17 protein-coding genes are annotated in these 15570 nt (G+C 53.1%); all 17 read right to left on the bottom strand.

The features are described from left to right. Positions 1-112 precede the first annotated feature (112 nt). The 17 genes from VEI50_04150 to VEI50_04070 all read right to left on the bottom strand — a co-directional run bounded on the left by VEI50_04150 (position 113) and on the right by VEI50_04070 (position 15481). Complete coding sequence (locus VEI50_04150; GenBank protein ID HXX74295.1) at positions 113-910, bottom strand: class I SAM-dependent methyltransferase; 798 nt, start codon at positions 908-910, stop codon at positions 113-115. 9 nt (positions 911-919) lie between these two features. Further along, positions 920-2779, bottom strand: coding sequence for an asparagine synthase (glutamine-hydrolyzing) (asnB, locus tag VEI50_04145; GenBank protein ID HXX74294.1), 1860 nt, complete (start codon positions 2777-2779; stop codon positions 920-922). Positions 2780-2867: 88 nt separating this feature from the next. Further along, on the bottom strand, positions 2868-2996 hold the full coding sequence (locus VEI50_04140) for a hypothetical protein (GenBank protein HXX74293.1): 129 nt from the start codon (positions 2994-2996) through the stop codon (positions 2868-2870). A gap of 55 nt (positions 2997-3051) precedes the next feature. Beyond that, a complete protein-coding gene (locus VEI50_04135; protein ID HXX74292.1) occupies positions 3052-3918 on the bottom strand; it encodes a glycosyltransferase in 867 nt (288 codons plus the stop codon). A 30-nt stretch (positions 3919-3948) separates the two neighbouring features. Beyond that, positions 3949-5154, bottom strand: coding sequence for a glycosyltransferase (locus tag VEI50_04130; protein ID HXX74291.1), 1206 nt, complete (start codon positions 5152-5154; stop codon positions 3949-3951). Beyond that, the gene (locus VEI50_04125; GenBank protein HXX74290.1) at positions 5151-5906 is read right to left on the bottom strand and encodes a class I SAM-dependent methyltransferase; all 756 of its coding nucleotides are present in this window, start codon (positions 5904-5906) and stop codon (positions 5151-5153) included. The genes VEI50_04130 and VEI50_04125 overlap by 4 nt, the downstream gene beginning before the upstream one ends. Next, entirely contained in the window at positions 5899-6660 is a 762-nt protein-coding gene (locus tag VEI50_04120; protein ID HXX74289.1) for a DUF268 domain-containing protein, read from the bottom strand. Before VEI50_04120 ends, VEI50_04125 begins: the two co-directional genes overlap by 8 nt. Next, the gene (locus tag VEI50_04115) at positions 6657-7520 is read right to left on the bottom strand and encodes a glycosyltransferase family 2 protein (GenBank protein HXX74288.1); all 864 of its coding nucleotides are present in this window, start codon (positions 7518-7520) and stop codon (positions 6657-6659) included. The genes VEI50_04120 and VEI50_04115 overlap by 4 nt, the downstream gene beginning before the upstream one ends. Then, a complete protein-coding gene (locus tag VEI50_04110; GenBank protein HXX74287.1) occupies positions 7517-8677 on the bottom strand; it encodes a glycosyltransferase family 1 protein in 1161 nt (386 codons plus the stop codon). The genes VEI50_04115 and VEI50_04110 overlap by 4 nt, the downstream gene beginning before the upstream one ends. Further along, positions 8674-9594: an NAD(P)-dependent oxidoreductase gene (locus VEI50_04105; protein HXX74286.1), complete on the bottom strand. Its 921-nt coding sequence runs from the start codon at positions 9592-9594 to the stop codon at positions 8674-8676. The genes VEI50_04110 and VEI50_04105 overlap by 4 nt, the downstream gene beginning before the upstream one ends. Beyond that, positions 9591-10475, bottom strand: a complete 885-nt coding sequence (locus VEI50_04100; GenBank protein ID HXX74285.1) for a hypothetical protein — start codon at positions 10473-10475, stop codon at positions 9591-9593. The genes VEI50_04105 and VEI50_04100 overlap by 4 nt, the downstream gene beginning before the upstream one ends. 30 nt (positions 10476-10505) lie before the next feature. Continuing rightward, complete coding sequence (locus VEI50_04095; protein ID HXX74284.1) at positions 10506-10973, bottom strand: acyltransferase; 468 nt, start codon at positions 10971-10973, stop codon at positions 10506-10508. A gap of 147 nt (positions 10974-11120) precedes the next feature. Beyond that, positions 11121-11810 (bottom strand): class I SAM-dependent methyltransferase, encoded by a 690-nt coding sequence (locus VEI50_04090; protein ID HXX74283.1) that lies wholly within the window; start codon positions 11808-11810, stop codon positions 11121-11123. Beyond that, entirely contained in the window at positions 11807-12781 is a 975-nt protein-coding gene (locus VEI50_04085; protein HXX74282.1) for a hypothetical protein, read from the bottom strand. The genes VEI50_04090 and VEI50_04085 overlap by 4 nt, the downstream gene beginning before the upstream one ends. Next, entirely contained in the window at positions 12751-13446 is a 696-nt protein-coding gene (locus VEI50_04080) for a class I SAM-dependent methyltransferase (GenBank protein ID HXX74281.1), read from the bottom strand. Before VEI50_04080 ends, VEI50_04085 begins: the two co-directional genes overlap by 31 nt. A 22-nt stretch (positions 13447-13468) precedes the next feature. Next, a complete protein-coding gene (locus VEI50_04075; protein ID HXX74280.1) occupies positions 13469-14446 on the bottom strand; it encodes an acyltransferase in 978 nt (325 codons plus the stop codon). A gap of 9 nt (positions 14447-14455) precedes the next feature. After that, positions 14456-15481 (bottom strand): hypothetical protein, encoded by a 1026-nt coding sequence (locus VEI50_04070; GenBank protein HXX74279.1) that lies wholly within the window; start codon positions 15479-15481, stop codon positions 14456-14458. Between the last annotated feature and the right edge of the window lie 89 nt (positions 15482-15570).

Below are 15570 nucleotides of genomic sequence, written 5' to 3'. Positions count from 1 at the left end.
ACCGCGAGACTAGTGTGTCTCTGTGGGTTGCACGATCCGATTAAATCCGTGTCAGCCAAAAATATCATTGAGGCTACACAGCGCAGGCCAAACCTCTTTCCTGTCATGGAGGTCAGAACGCCCTGAGTTCCTCTTCGAGCATGATGGGGAAGACCCCTTTTCTGACCTTGTAGAGCCCCTTCGCGATCTGGATGACATTGTGGGGGTGAATACCGCACTGATTGAATAGTCTGCGAATCTGCCGGTCCGTAAAATAGTATTGAAATTCGTGAGAGCCGAACCAGTCATAGGCGGTATGCATTGCAGTTTTGTAGCCACTCTCTCTTCCCGCCCACCGGACCATGAAAAGGGGGGCCAACAGAGGTGTGAGAGACCACAGCATACGCTTCGGCAATCGTGACAACACAAGCCGAAGCGGTTGAAGCATCTGCGTGGCCATGGTCCTCAAATAAAACGAGATAAACAGCTCGCCTCCTTCGGTTAGGTTATCGATCAGATTGCTCAACGTAACGAATGGGTCTCTCGTATGCTGAATGACTCCCGCTGCGTGGATCACATCAGCCTTAAACTTCACTATCGCTAAATCGGCTTGCAGAAACTTCACTCGCGGGTCTGTGATATACGTGCGTTGCTTGGCAACCGACATGGGAGACAACTCCACCGAAATAATTTCCCGTGCCCGGGTCAGCTCTGCCAACGCCCACGTCAGCCGCCCCATCCCTGATCCCACGTCGGCAACAATTTTGCCGTCATAGTGGTCATACCAGACCCCTCTCGACTCAAACAGCTTTCGATACAACGTGCTCTTGCTGTCCAACACCGTTTGCTGCGTCCACTGCCATTCAAACGATGCGCAACTGTCTTCGGTCTGCACATTGACTAGCGCAGGCCTCGTCGGCTTGTCACTCATGTGGGGTTATCAGTTGAGGCTGGCACGCCATACCTGTATCGCGAGAAGCTTTGCAACCAAACTGGAACTGACCCTGTCATTTGTTTCATGCGAGTGCCATAGTTCGCTGATCTTCGGTGTGACAAAGAGCCCCTCACAATCATCAGGCTGCGCAAATATCTCGTCAGCAAAACGCTTCCATGGCCCTTCCAGAACCATTCGCTCCTGAATTCCCATGCCAAATCCTCTCTTCGGCGCATACAAGAGTTCGGGCGGTACTATATCCGCCACCGCCGTTTTCAGTACCTGCTTGAGACGGCTGGCGTCCGTCACACTCGGCACTTTCTCATGAAAGTGCGTGGCTAAGGCAAACGAAACCATTCGTTGATCCAAGAACGGAGCGCGCATCTCAATAGAAGCCATCATCGCTGGCAGATCACTGGCAATCTGAACCGAATGCGTATTCTCGATCATGAGGGCAACAAAATTGGACTCATCGATATATGGACCGGGTGGAATCAATGAACCCCAATATTCCATTTCTTCAGCCGCCAAGTTGCTCAGGTCATGCCTCACATCCGGGGTAATGAGCTGATCCCACACCTCCGATTCGCTCACACGATAGAGGGCTGCCTTTCTGGCTCCAGCTTTTGCAGACAGCACCGCGATCAACTCATTGATTCGTCCTTTGGGTAGCAATCGCGCGAGTGGAGATAATGGCGCTAGCCACGGGAGACAGATGGACAGCAGTGTCGTCCGAAGATGACCGGTGTATCCATAGAAGAGCTCATCTGCTCCATGCCCGCACAGCACCACTTTCATTCCGTCGTCATGAATAGCCCGACAAAGCTCGTGGGTATGAATCAGCGGAAGAAGCATAATCGGTTCGCCATATGTCTCCAACATCCTCTGAAAGACGGTCAGCTGACGATCCGGCTCAAAATAGAATTCTTTATGGATGCAACCCAGCGTGCCGGCCATCAGTCGAGCCCGCTTGAGGTCTTCATCTCCCCTATCAAAGCCGAGTGCATAGGTCCTGATCGGCTCCTTCGTTCCCCGTTGCATCAGATGAACCACCGCCGAGCTGTCTACTCCTCCCGAAAGCAGTGCGCCAACCGGTACGTCTGCGACCATTCGCAATGCCACAGACTCTTCCAGCAATTCGCGCAGCCGTCTTGTCGTTGTCGGTCCACTATCTGGCCGGGGCGTCCAATACCGCCATATCCGATCCACCTTTCCATCCTTCAGAAGCATTGCATGACCTGGGCGTAAGCGCTTAAGCCCACAGTACGCCGTGTGTGGGTCCGGGATATGTCGCAGGTTATGCAACAACATGGAGGCTACGGCAGCACGGTGGATCGTTGTATCGCAGGCTGGCATGGCGAGCAGCGCCGGAATCTCTGAGGCAAACGCGACGCCGTGCTGAGTTTCCGCATACACAAATGGTTTCTTCCCCACCGGATCTCTGGCGCATAAGACTGTTCCAGTCCGATGATCGAGCAAGGCAAACGCGAACATCCCTCTTAATTCCTGTACGACATCCAGACCGAAGTATCGATACGCCTCGAGAAGCACTTCAGTATCACTCTGAGAGTAGAACTGCACACCATGAGCTTCCAATTTCTGCCTTATCTCACGCCAGTTATAAATCTCTCCGTTAAAGACCACCATCAGCATCCCGTCTTTGGTCTGCATCGGTTGTTGCCCGGCCGAAGAGAGATCCAGAATGGCCAGACGTGTATGACAGAGGCCGATCCTGCGTGCCGGGTCATACCACATTCCCTGGCTATCCGGTCCGCGATGGTGTTGCCGCTCTTGCATCACCTCCAACACCCCGGGAACATCAATGTGCCCATCCGCGCGGAGGAACACTCCCCCTATTCCACACATCTCCTCATCCCTCTTCGCAGGATATGTCAATGAGCCCAGAGAGGTTTCGACAACCGCTTATTCTCGTGATGCGCACGTGGATTTCGGATTAGGAAAGGAGGGACCGGACTTTTTCGACGACCACGACGTGTAGTTGCGATATTTTTTTATAGAACGGCATCATGGATGCCACAGCGATTCCCACCGCCACCGGATGGAACAGGTAAACTCCGATCACGAGGAGTGGCGTACATCGCGAGCAGACCGAAAACAACACCCTTCCATGATGAGACTCACCGGTTGACAGGCTCCTCGACGTAGGCCTCTGGTGAAGAAATGTGACTCCATACCGCGTGCCAATGCGCGCATACTTGGTCGTTCGCGGGCCGAAAGGATTGGCGGGACCGCTGGGTTATACCTCCCGTCACATCCAGCAGCACATCACGACTTAGTGCAATGCCATGAATGAGGATGCCTCGGGCCGCCATGATGGCTGACGGAATATCGTAAGCCCGCCTCACGAGCTGACGGCAATAGGTCACACGACCTCTCCCCGATTTCTTGATCGAGATCCCTTTCATTCGATATCCGAGCAGAATGTCTGGTAGCGCCGCGAAGCGGCTGGTCCGATAACTCCGCAGGAGCAACTCCTGATCCTGGCTCAGGATCAGTAAGTCTTTATAGCGGTGGCGAGAAAACCACGACCGCGTCCCCATCCACGTTGGATGAGCGAGAGGGAATCCCCACCAAGGACGACGACAGATCTCATCGTGCTCGCAGGCAGTAGGATAGACCCCGATGATTTGCCCATCTCCCTTGAACATAACAGCCCCGTGTCCAAGCAAATCGATGTCGGGATGAGCCTCAAGATATTGCACCTGGCGTTCCAAGCGCTCAGGAAATGCAACATCATCGGCATCCATCCTTGAGATAAATTTTCCACGGGCCTTATCCACACATTGATTCAGGCGTGCAGCCAGTCCGATCTGCTCACGTTCTCTGATCACCCGGATTCTGGGATCGCAAAACCGGTGCAGAATCTCTTGCGTGGCATCGGTGGAGCCATCGTCTACAATAATAAATTCCCAATCGGGGAATGTTTGCCAGAGAATAGAGCGGATTGCTGTATCCAGGGTACTCGCCCCATTACGCACCGACATCGCTATCGTAACTAAAGGATCCGTCACTGCTCAGCTTTCTCGATAGAACATACGCCCAGGCCAACCTGCAGCGGTATAGGTATGCGATCCTAAGAAGCGCCAGGATAGTTCAAATGCAATCCGGCGTGCAGCTCGTGGTGCTCGGCGTCTCCCCCAGAACAGCATCGTGCATACCACTAAAAAGGCTCTGAACATTTTCAAAGCAGGACCAAACGTATGACGACATGCAGCGGCTTCAAATTCCGGCCACTCGATGGATCGGCGGGACCGTTGAGCAACTCGTCGTGCCAATTCTCCGAGGAGATCAGCAAACCGTCGGTCGTACGTGTGTTCGTTGCGAACACGTTCAAATCCCCGTCGAGCGACGGCATCCCGACGCTCAGGGTTGGCTAGGAGTGACTTGATCGTCCGAACCAGTTCCTCACATCCTTCGAATGTAAGGATTTCTTCTCCCACCTGGAAATACTTGTCCAGTTGCGGAACTTGTTCGGTCAACAGAAGCCCGCCATATCCCGGCACTTCGAAAACCCGGGCTTTGATTTGCCGGCCCATGCTACTCCCTAACCCCTGCCGAGATGCAAGACTAAAATTCAAGCTAATTTGAGAGTCACGCACAATTTCGGGAATTCGCTTTGCCTCTATGGGTCCTGCCGGCCATCCGTGCCCGAAACACACCACATCAATTCCCTCCCGGCGGAGCCTGTCGACCATGTCACGACGGTGACCATACAGGGCTCCGATGAAGCTGACAGGATAACGGCAATCCCGCGCGGGAATGGGTGGAGCAAGTGCTTCCGCATTCGCCGCCCATTGAGAAAGATAGACGCTCCCGATTCCGTCGCGCTGGTATTGGGCAACCCTGTTGGAATAGGTCGTGGCATAGAGATCGAACTCGCAGCCGATCAGCCTTGAGAACATCTCATATTTCCACGAATCATCGGTCGACCAGTTGACCAGGAGCGGGCCGCTCTTTCGGATCAGCCGCATGGTTTCAATCCAGACCTCGTACTGCATCAAGACACAGAGAACCAGGTCGGGAGACGTTTCCTCAACCCGCTGTAAGAGCGCACGGTTCAGCTCAGCGAAATCGGCGTAGGGGGCGCGAGAAAACGATTCGAAGAAGCTCACTTGATGTCCAAGCCTTCGTAGAGCTGGAAGAAAATTCACAGCTTCATAGGCCTCACCCCGAGCAGGATCGCCATAGGCATGTTCGCCGAACACGCAAAGTATCTTCATGAAGATACCGTGGAAGAGTCACGACGGGCGGTCACGTGGTATCCCACGGTAAACCGCCGCTCGCGGTCGAACCGGTCCAGGAGCTTACAAAGAATTGGGACCCCAAGGCCGAGCAGCGGGAGAAGAAATATCCAGACCGGAAACCAGAGAAGGCGTAGTGCGAAAGGAAGGTCCATCTTGACCGGGTTCGTCGTCAGCACAAACCTTAGCGCTTCCTGTCCGAAAAAACGCAATGATCCCTCATTTGGCTCGATGCTAATATCCTTGAACCCAGCAGCCCCCAAGAACCGCTCATACCACCAGGGAGTGTACCCACCATAATAATGGTAGGGCTCCTGGTGAATACCGGATCCTAGCGGCGCGGTCAGGATAAGCTTCCCGCCGGGCTCGAGAATTCTAGCCAACTCCTTCACGACGCGGATTGGTTCGGGATGGTGCTCCAAGACTTCCGTGCAGAGCACAGCTCCAAAGCTCCCATCAGGTACCGGGATCGCAGCAAGATCGGACACATAGTCGATCTGTCCGTAACTCCCATGCCTCAGCTGGTCACCGCGCAGAGTCACAAAGTCCTGAGTATGGTATGCACAGTGCGTAAAGCGGTCCCGATAAGGACAGGAGCCGGCCCCGACATCGAGCACCTTCGTTCCGGCTGGAAGTCGCTTTGCTTGCGCCGCAATCCAATGATCCCGCCTGACAAGGTTGAATGAAAACAGCTCGCTCTGAGCCAAACGGCCACGTATCCAACTACTCACGGGCTTTTACGAACTCAAACATCCCGCACCCGTAGTCGAGCCCGCTTGCGGATTCGAGAGAAACCTGCTCATTGAACCGTCCGGCATCATCGACGAGAGAAAACGATTTCAAGCGCAAAGCGGGAACAAATGACTGGATGGCGCGAGGAGCAAAGACCCGATGCGCGTTGAAGTAGACCTTCTGGCGCCCAACAGGCACGGAAAGATAGAGCTGTCCGCCAGGCTTGAGCACGCGCTGGAGTTCGGAGGCCCCTTTCGTACTACCCTGGGGATCCAAAGGATCACCATAGCGTCCTAACCCCACATGCTCAAGGACATGCAGGCACGATAGGGAGGGAATACTTGCGTCAGCAAAAGGCAGTCGCGTGATGTCCCCTGCGATCGGGTGCAAATGTGAGAGCTGAACTCGCAACGGGCGATAGTCCACGAACACCGTCTTCGTTATCGCACTCAATACGTTGACCATCATGACACTGGAGCCCACATCGATGTGCCAAGGAGCAGAAACCTCGCGAATGCGGCGCGCGAGCCAAGCGGCCTGGTAGAAATAATGAGGATCAAAGGGTGTCTGTGCGAGCCGATCGGACAGGCACGGGTAAGTATCGCCCCAGGCAACGGATTCTCCGGACGCGAATGAACGATAACGTGAGAAATCAATCAGGAACCGTGGCAGGGATCCAATCGCGACGAGTTGGCGAGGATTGGCGAAGGGCAACACCCAACGACGCACAAGGAGCTTGAACGCGGTCGTCATCCCACGCCGGCTTCGATCGGCCAATATTGCCGACACGGCATTGTGGTGACGGGCCGACCGATAAGATCGTCTCGTCGCCACCGTCGCTGCGAAACGTAGATCCGCCAACGAATCGCCACCTCATGCCAGATGCGACACAGCAACTTCCGCATCGCAGCCTCTGGAGACCGAGCAATCTCTCGGCGTCGCACCTCTGCCTTTTCCATGCGATAGGCCTCGGAATTGACAATCGATTTTTGTCCAGGATGCTGACGAAACGAACTAAAAGTAATGGGGACATATCGGCATGTTCCGCGGAGCGCCATCCGAAGAAAAAGGTCATAGTCTGCGGCGTGACGAAGTGTTGGATCAATACCGCCCACCCGCTTGTAGAGATCGCGTGTCCAAAAACAGGCATCCTGCAGAGGAGTCCACCCGCCATAGAGCATGGCGGAAGACAAATTCTGAACGTATCCTCGGCTTAGGAAAATAATCCGACCTTCTTCATCTATATAAAAATCGTCTCCCCAGATCATGTCCGCTCCTGTTTCAGGGATCGCCTTTCGCGCTGCGTCAAGAGCTCCCGTCAACAGCAAGTCTCCCGCATTGATCCAACAAAGGATGTCACCCGTCGCTTGCGCGAACCCTTTGGCCAGAGCATCGGCATAACCGCGATCCGGCTCGCTGATCCAGCCGGTCAGATGTTTTTCAAAACCTCGTATGATATGCACGCTGTTATCTTTTGACGCACCATCAATGACAAAGTACTCATCCACAGGCCGAAGGTTGGACAACACGGACTCAATCGTCGGAGCGAGCCAGCGGCCCATATTCATGGTCGGGGTTACTATTGTGACGGTGCCAGAACCCGCACAACTCATACGGCCTGCTCCAATACAATATCTTCATACTCTCGGGCGAACACCCGAAGTCGATCGGGTAGAGCCTCCTGAGCAGCTTGAATCATTTGCTGATCCACGGCATCGTCATGACCGCTCTGAGCTTCCTCCATCAGCTTCGCGAGCCCCTCGGCATCATCTGGAGAGAAATATCGGCCGTGCCCTGGAGCTTGTTCACGATGCACGCCGATGTCTGAAAGCAGAACGAGCTTGCCCATCGATTTGGCTTCTTCCACTGTCGTACTCCACCCCTCGAAAAGAGATGGGTTAATCACTGCAATCGCCCCAGCCATGAGAGCCAGAAGATCTGAGTAAGGGACTGTCCCCACGGGAACGAATCGATTTTCCACCCCCGCTTCCCTCACTTGGCTCATCAACTCATTGAAATAGCCCGGTTGGCGATGATCCGTGACATTGCCGGATGCGATCACGCATGCAGAGATTCCTCGATCCTTCAAAATGCAAAGGGCATTTACCACCACCCTATGATTCTTGTGCTTCCAGAATTGGTTGGGCAGATAAAAGTACGGCCTGTCAACTCCTAGCCGTTGTACAACTTTCACGACATCTTCCTTGCGCGGAGCAGGCGCATTGGCTACAAACCGAAGTACTTTGGCCTTCTTCGCACAACACTTGTCCAACTCATTCAAATCACGCTGAGCCTCGAAGCTCGACAAGATCACGCATGAGCATGTCCTACAGACGAGGGAGCGCTTTCTCGCGCGCGCAAGAATCTCCGCCCTCGAAAAAAATTCCGGGAGATGGTGCTCCTGAAAATCGGGAATCCATCCGAGAATAGGAATTTTTCCCAGCCCACCAAGAAAGCCTTGGTGAGAAAGAACTTGAACGTTATGCCGACGAATAATTCTCTCAAGCCCAATATCCCTCCCCAGGAGCTTTGCAATGAACCGCCGTACGACCCAGGCGGGACTTTCCGCGTCCAGGAGAGACGACCGTATGAGAGGCAACGCAGGAAACTGGGCAAGCGGTCCGGCATCGCTCTGAGTACCGGCAAGGATTACAGGAGCAATGCGTGGCTGAGGGAGAGAGACCAGCGCGCCTAATAGATTTCGAAAGTAGCTAATACCCCCGAGCCAACCTGTAGCATTAAACGTCAGAATAAAACCGACGCGAATCACGATCCTCTTGCCTTGAACCAACCAGCATACGCGCTCACTCCCTCGCGCCAACCCACCTTAGGTAGCCATCCCCATTTACGGGCGACAGAAATATCGGCCCTGTAATGCTTGGGGTCGCCCGGTCGAACGACTCCTGAAAACGTCGGCGTTCCTTGAATGTCCAAGCTACGAAACAATTCTTCGAGTACGGCTCGAATCGATGGCGCTACTCCCGTACCTCCATTCGCAACCGGACGATCAGGAGAAGCATGTTCCACTGCTCTATAAATCAAGTCCGACGCATCGTGAATGTTCAACCAATCACGTGTTTCGTCCCCGGTTCCATCAAACAAGAAATCTCCGGCAGATACTTTAATGCAGGCATCCCAAAGAAGTTGTTTCTGTAGCTCATGTCCATACACTGAGAAAAGCCGGACAATCGCGGAGGATAGTTTATATTGCGTCCCGTACATTCGGCACAATGATTCTCCGATCAATTTGTGCACTCCATAAGGGGAGACTGGCGAGAGCGTTGCGTCCTCTCGGATCATCGCTTCTCCGGTGTATCCATATACTGCAGGACTGGAAAGATAGACTAGACGAGCCTGCGAAGCCCGGAGTCGCATATACTCGAGCGTCGCCGCTACCGTCCCCGCACTTCGATTGAAGTCTTGGAAAGGGTGCGTGAGAGAGTATCCCACCGACCCACTTCCGGCGCAATGAATGATCGCGTCCGGCGAGGGCCCCGAGTTTGAAAGAGCATCAAACGAAATATCCGCAGCATGCCATTCCCGCAAACCCCACAAGCCGGCTTCTTTTTGAGACCATGTTCCATGTCCTACCCCTACGACTGACCAATCGGCCTCGGCAAATCGGCGCGCCACGTGCCGACCGATGAACCCTGCGGCCCCAGTTACAAGTACCCGCTTGGCCGTCATCCAGGAACCTCCACGAGAGGAAGCTCCTTCAGAATGCGTTGCTCTTCGTCATTCGTCAGAAACACCAGGTGGCCGTTCTTCGCACGAGACTCTCGAAACTGGGATGCCACGAAGCCCTCAGTTGCCGTCAGGACTGGCAGGAATGAAGGCCGCAGGTCCTGTCGGACAAAGAAGGCATTGTTCCCTGCTGAATTAGCGCCGACAAAGTCGTACCCTTTCCGAACGCCAAGGGATACAAGTGCGGCCAGCGAGGCACCGTAGTAGACCATTGAGTAGTGTGCACGGACACGACTGAATTCCGCATCGTAGGGTATGGTGACTGCTCGATCTACGCCAAAACGAGCATTATACTCCACCACCACAATGCGCGGCCTGACCACTTCGATGGCTTCCCAAACCCAGTAATCGTTTCCATCAATATCGATGGACAGCAGTCCGATGTCACCCACGACTCCGTTATTTTTCAATAACTCATTGATGTTGTCCCGTTTCACAAAAGCACACTCGGCCTTGAGATTGTATCGCCAGAAAATCTCATCATGCCTGATCCTGTCAATGTTTCCCTGGTCACCATCGATTACCATACCAGCCCAGTTGTCACGAACTAGCAAGAACCGTGTATTGGATTCCTGGTAGTCCTGGACCCCGAATTCAACAAATATGCGGCGATCAATGGGAACTTCATGGATCAGACGTTGGATGATCCCGTCTTCTCCCCATTGTGAGAAAACCCGAAATTCTGACTGCGAAAGATTTGAGATCGGAGCGTCCGACAATTGTCGAGCTTCAACCCGCCCAAGAGCCTCCTGAATGCTGCGAACGCGAGCCGAGACATCGTCCAACTGGCGGAGTTTCTTCAAGAGAGAGAAAATCGATCGCATGCGAATTACGCGGGGCGGGATTCCTGGAGGCTACGGCTGAGATTCACCGATGACAACGGCGGGATTGCCCGCCACAATGGCATAGGCCGGCACGTCACGTGTGACCACCGTACAGGCTCCAATAATGGCACCTTTCCCTATCGTCGCTCCCTTGAGAACGCAGCTATTGAAGCCGATCCACACGTCATCCTCAATGTAAATCGGGCGCACGCTGATGTCCTCTACAAAGGACGGTACACCTGTTGTCACCATCTCGCGGAAATGCTGATGACGCTGCTTGGCTGAAACTGAATGGGAATCATTGTCATGGATATTCACGCCGTGAGCGATAAATACACGATCCCCGATGATGACCTCTGCAGCAGACCAGACCCGAGCAGACTCGCCGATATAGCAGTAGTCTCCAATCCTGATACGCCCGGCATGCGAAAAAACGAGCAATTGTCCGGCGATCCAAGTACAGCTTCCGATCGTGATCGCTTGTTGAACATTCTGCAAGTTAACGATATTGCCACCTGGAAGTATCCGTGTTTCAACTCCAATGCGGCTGTTTCGCCTCGCGGAAGTTTCCCGGCAACGAGCCGAAAGCTCAGAATAAAGTCGCGCAAGATAGTTCACCATGCCGGCAACACGTGCTTAGGTCCTTCAACGTTTCATGCAGACGAGCCACTTCCCAAGCGAGAAGTTATCCGACCAGCTTGAGTCAAGGGCATGTACAGTGGGATATGTGCGCCGGCACCTCTCCACCCACCAGCCGACGCCATTATTATGGTAACTTTGAAATGTCTTGATCCATCCCTCGTCACGTCCGCTCCGCGCAACGGGCACCATGTGAAAAGTGGCTCCCTTCACCACGCGAGAGCACTCCCCAAGAAATTTCGCGATACCATCCTCAGTGAAATGCTCAAGCGATCCGATTGAATAACCCCAATCGAAGGCCCCTTCGGTATACTTCATGCTAGTGGCATCTGTGACAGCAAGCCGCTCCCGTGGGATACCCCGTTCAATGGCCTTCGCGATCAGCATGTCCGAGATGTCGCAACCATACACTTCCAATTCCGAGAAATGGGAAAGCAGGCTCATGGTCTTACCTGTCCCGCACGCAATATCGAGGACCGTTCCTTTCCGATTCACCATAAGCAACTGAATCTCATTCCACGCGTTGCCTTCACCCCAATGCTCGAGCATTTCCGCCATCTTGGGATCCCAATACACATCTAGATCTTGACGCCCGGACCTGGGACTCGATGAAGACCGAAGTGTGATGCGGCTCTTCATGGATCGAAGACTGCGCAACAAGAAGGGCGGACATAGGTCCTTGATGACGTCCTTCATCCTACCAGCTTTCTAAGCAAGCGAGTCATGATTCCCGAGTTGGCAGCCCGAAGAGTCCTTCGCACCTGTTCCATCGCGGCAACATCTAGCTCAATTTCATCGGGCAGGTGAGGCTGTGAATACCGGGAATCAGGGGGACCGAGTTCGGACTGAAGCGAAGCCACTCCAATACCATGGGTACCGGAACCATCCACGCCGGCATTTTTCACCAATGACTGGCGCGGATAGAGTACAAGCCCTTTTGCCAAAAAGACACTTAAGAGCCACCGGATGCCCCAAGAATCGATTTCTCCGCGCATCTGCTGCTCGAGCATGTGGAAGTAATCATACGCACCACCGAGATTGAACTGCCGTTTCAGACTAGCATCATGTTGCAATCGCACGAACCCTGAGGCGTGGGCATCATAATGCTTCCAGGCCCGTTTCCAAGTTCCCCATCCCCAACAGCTAATCAAGGATAAGAACAAGGCATCGGATGACGGATCATACTTGCCCGGAAACATGTATCCTGAAACTTGCATGACTCGACTTTCGTCCTGATAGCGATCAAGGGCGGCATTGACAAACGAAAGGAAATACGGCGACAGAACGAGGTCATCCTCTATGACGATGACCTTCCCCTGTTCATCGCATATCCTTTCCACCCCATCTTGAATTGAAGCGGCAAGGCCCCAGTTACGCTCACGCTCGATCACCTGTACAGATTTAAACCGATCGACTCGGCAGACCACCGCCCGAACAGCAGTCACTTTGTCTTTATGCTCAGATGTGCGAGGGGCATCGGAAAAAATGACGAGATCACTCTGGCTTGCCAGCGTATTCTGGCTAAGAGATTCTAATATGCGAAGACTGTGCTCCGGGCGGTCGTAGACGAACAAAGCAACAGGAGCGAGATTCATGACTACTTGAAGGATCAGCCTATAGGAAGAAAAGGATGCGGTTAGCTGACTTTTTTGAAGAGCCCCACCCACCCATCCGACTCGCCGATAATTCCTCCCGAGGCCCGGAACAGAAGCGCGCTAAGGAATTCGAGTACCTGGCGTGGACGCGCCTTGATCGAGTGCAGGTAACGTCCGCGGGTATGTGGAGGTCGCAGAGGACTGCGACGAATCCAGATATCCTCCAGGGTGAGCTTATTGCGGGAGTAGTATTGAACTTGGGCCTGCTCCGTGCCAAACACCATTAAGATCCCGATGGGGTGATAAGGTTTTACATGATCGAAGTCATCGTAGAAGTACGGCGTTAGGAGTGGAGTTGCGATGATCAACTGCCCTCCAACCTTGAGTCGGTCGAGGTAACTATCTAAGAAAGGGACGAGATCATTTGGTGGAAAATGTTCAATCACATGGGACATGAGAACGGCGTCGTATGAATCGTGCGTCCGTGCAAACTCATCGGCTGTGAGACAATGCAGTCCGGCCTTCTGATTGGCCTTCACTAGCTCGGGATTGGTATCGACTCCGGTTACCTCGTAACCACGCGCGTTCAGGTCTCGCAAATAGCGCCCGTACCCGCACCCGACATCGAGAATTCTTCGCCTCGGAAGAGATTTGGGTGCTTCCCGTCCAGCAAATTCACAGACTTTCTTAAATTCACCATCAAATGTAACCACACCACGGTATATTGCCTTCAACAATGCTGAACTTCCTCGGAGTTACCTAAGTGACTCGTGCGCTCGCCACGCAAACGGGCCAGCGGTCTCGTCCTTCTGAGAGGACTGTAAACTCGAGAGGCTTTTCACTGTCGATGGAGAATTGTATGGTCGCAATCTCTTTCCCGATCTTCATGCTCTTTTCATAAAAGCCGATTGCACATGGAGCTGTGGTCAACGATCGGATTTCCAAAATGATGCCATTTACACCTTCCATATCCATCATTAACTGAAATCGACGGCCGGCCAAGATTCCTCCTTGTCGCCGCCCTTCTTCTACTTCCTTGTTCGAAAGGGCAAACCCTGAATAGAAATATGGAAGGTCATGAGACGAAACGCTGGTGAGCTTCTTTGGAGGGGCAAACTCAAGACGCCTTTTAATCACCCTGGCCGGAGCTCCGGCAACAACAGTATAGGGTGGGACATCCGAGCTAACGACAGAGTTGGCTCCTACGATCGCTCCCTTTCCAATTGTAGTACCAGGCAATATCACGGAATTGATGCCAAGCCAGCAGTCGTCTTCGATCCTAATCCCCTTGCTATATCGCATGACAAGTTCAGGCCGGCTCACCCAGATCAAATCCTGATCCTTCATAAACATTTCAGGATAAAGGTCAAAACAGTGTGTACCAGAAGAAATGAACACATTGAGAGAAAGCGAACAAAACCTCCCTATCGAAACATCTCCGTGGATCATGCATCTATCCTGAATCGACGTAACATCCCCGATATCGACAAGTGACCGCGGGACAATTTCACACTCGCGTCCAATATGAACGCTCTCGCCAACCCTGAAATTGCTATCTTTTCCAATCAGTATTCTCGCTCTTTCACTTATACTTGCCCCCGAACCATAGATAAATTGTCCCGCGACTTCCAACCTAGCGTCTTCGGAAAGGGAGAGACCCGGAAAGAGGAGTCTGTTTCTGAGCTTGCGGTAAACCCGCGTGTCAGCAACAAGGTGTTTAAACAACCGCCGTACCACCAAAGAACCTTATGATTCGACGAAGCTGACTAAACGTTGGTGAAGAGTGTGCGAGATAGGCAATCTCGACTGCTCACCGTAGAGCGCAGAGACGAGACGGCCAATCTGATTTTTCAACGCCCTGGTTTCTACTTCATCGGAAACGCGCTCATGCTGACTAGGCTCCAATATATCAAGCACGGAATCTCGTCCCTCGGTCACAATACGGTTAATGAGGGGTGCACTAATCATTCTCGTCGCCCGATGCTTGCAATCCCTTCGCTGCTGGAAATGCGGAGAGAGTTCGCGGCAAATACGACCAAACACCCTTTGCCAGATCGGTCGCGAAGCATGTTCCTTGTACGCATAGCTGTCTGAGATATCTAGCCGAGAGTATTGATCTTCCAGGGCAAGCCATCGGTATGTCCGGCGAATGCGCTCGTGAGACCAACCGTCCTTGAGTGCCTGCTCAATTTGCCCAAAGTAGCTCTCCATCGTTTCACCAAGGTAATTCAGATCAGGGGGATAAAACACCAGATTCGAGGAGTAGATGACGACCGGGATGCCGAGCAGGCTCAGTTCTTTCCCTGCACTTGACCATCCGTTCAGACACACATCAGTGATGTCGGCAAGATCATATAGCGAAATGCCATCCGCCGGCCAATTGACTGCTGTGTTTCTCGGGAGATCACGGAAAGTTTCTTCGAGTTGCCTGGCATGTTCGGACTTAACGATCTCCCTCTTGTTCGGAAACTCGCGGGGATGAACCCGTATGATTAAAAAGAGATCAGGCCGCAATCTAATGAAATTCAACATCGCTCGTAGCCAATCCACCTGAAGCGGAAACAGAAAATGTAAATCGGACGGAAACAATCCGGTCACCTGGGCTGCAAACAATTCGTCATAGCTACTGAGAGTGGCTACCAGCACCTTTTGATCTGGGCGAATGCCGAATCGATGCCTTAGGTCAATGCCTTCCACGCTTTTGGGGACCGAATACACAAAACTATGGCGCCCTTTGAGCAGCTCAAGAAAATGGTCGGTCACGTAGGCCATTGTGTTCGGTGGGCATGGAATCGTTTTGTACTGATCCCAGTAACTGAGAAGCCTTCGTTGCAATGAATGACCTCGAGAAAGCACTACCT

This window comes from Nitrospiraceae bacterium, from assembly GCA_035623075.1.
Taxonomy (GTDB): Bacteria; Nitrospirota; Nitrospiria; order Nitrospirales; family Nitrospiraceae; genus DASPUC01.
This window is presented reverse-complemented; position numbering and strand designations above follow the sequence as displayed.

What these genes read in the sequence shown, in the direction of transcription:
- VEI50_04115 (HXX74288.1), bottom strand. Translation starts at nt 7,520, where the DNA reads ATGAGTTGTGCGGGTTCTGGCACCGTCACAATAGTAACCCCGACCATG.
- asnB (HXX74294.1), bottom strand. Translation starts at nt 2,779, where the DNA reads ATGTGTGGAATAGGGGGAGTGTTCCTCCGCGCGGATGGGCACATTGAT.
- VEI50_04120 (HXX74289.1), bottom strand. Translation starts at nt 6,660, where the DNA reads ATGACGACCGCGTTCAAGCTCCTTGTGCGTCGTTGGGTGTTGCCCTTC.
- VEI50_04090 (HXX74283.1), bottom strand. Translation starts at nt 11,810, where the DNA reads ATGAAGGACGTCATCAAGGACCTATGTCCGCCCTTCTTGTTGCGCAGT.
- VEI50_04100 (HXX74285.1), bottom strand. Translation starts at nt 10,475, where the DNA reads ATGCGATCGATTTTCTCTCTCTTGAAGAAACTCCGCCAGTTGGACGAT.
- VEI50_04105 (HXX74286.1), bottom strand. Translation starts at nt 9,594, where the DNA reads ATGACGGCCAAGCGGGTACTTGTAACTGGGGCCGCAGGGTTCATCGGT.
- VEI50_04130 (HXX74291.1), bottom strand. Translation starts at nt 5,154, where the DNA reads ATGAAGATACTTTGCGTGTTCGGCGAACATGCCTATGGCGATCCTGCT.
- VEI50_04135 (HXX74292.1), bottom strand. Translation starts at nt 3,918, where the DNA reads ATGTCGGTGCGTAATGGGGCGAGTACCCTGGATACAGCAATCCGCTCT.
- VEI50_04070 (HXX74279.1), bottom strand. Translation starts at nt 15,481, where the DNA reads ATGGCCTACGTGACCGACCATTTTCTTGAGCTGCTCAAAGGGCGCCAT.
- VEI50_04150 (HXX74295.1), bottom strand. Translation starts at nt 910, where the DNA reads ATGAGTGACAAGCCGACGAGGCCTGCGCTAGTCAATGTGCAGACCGAA.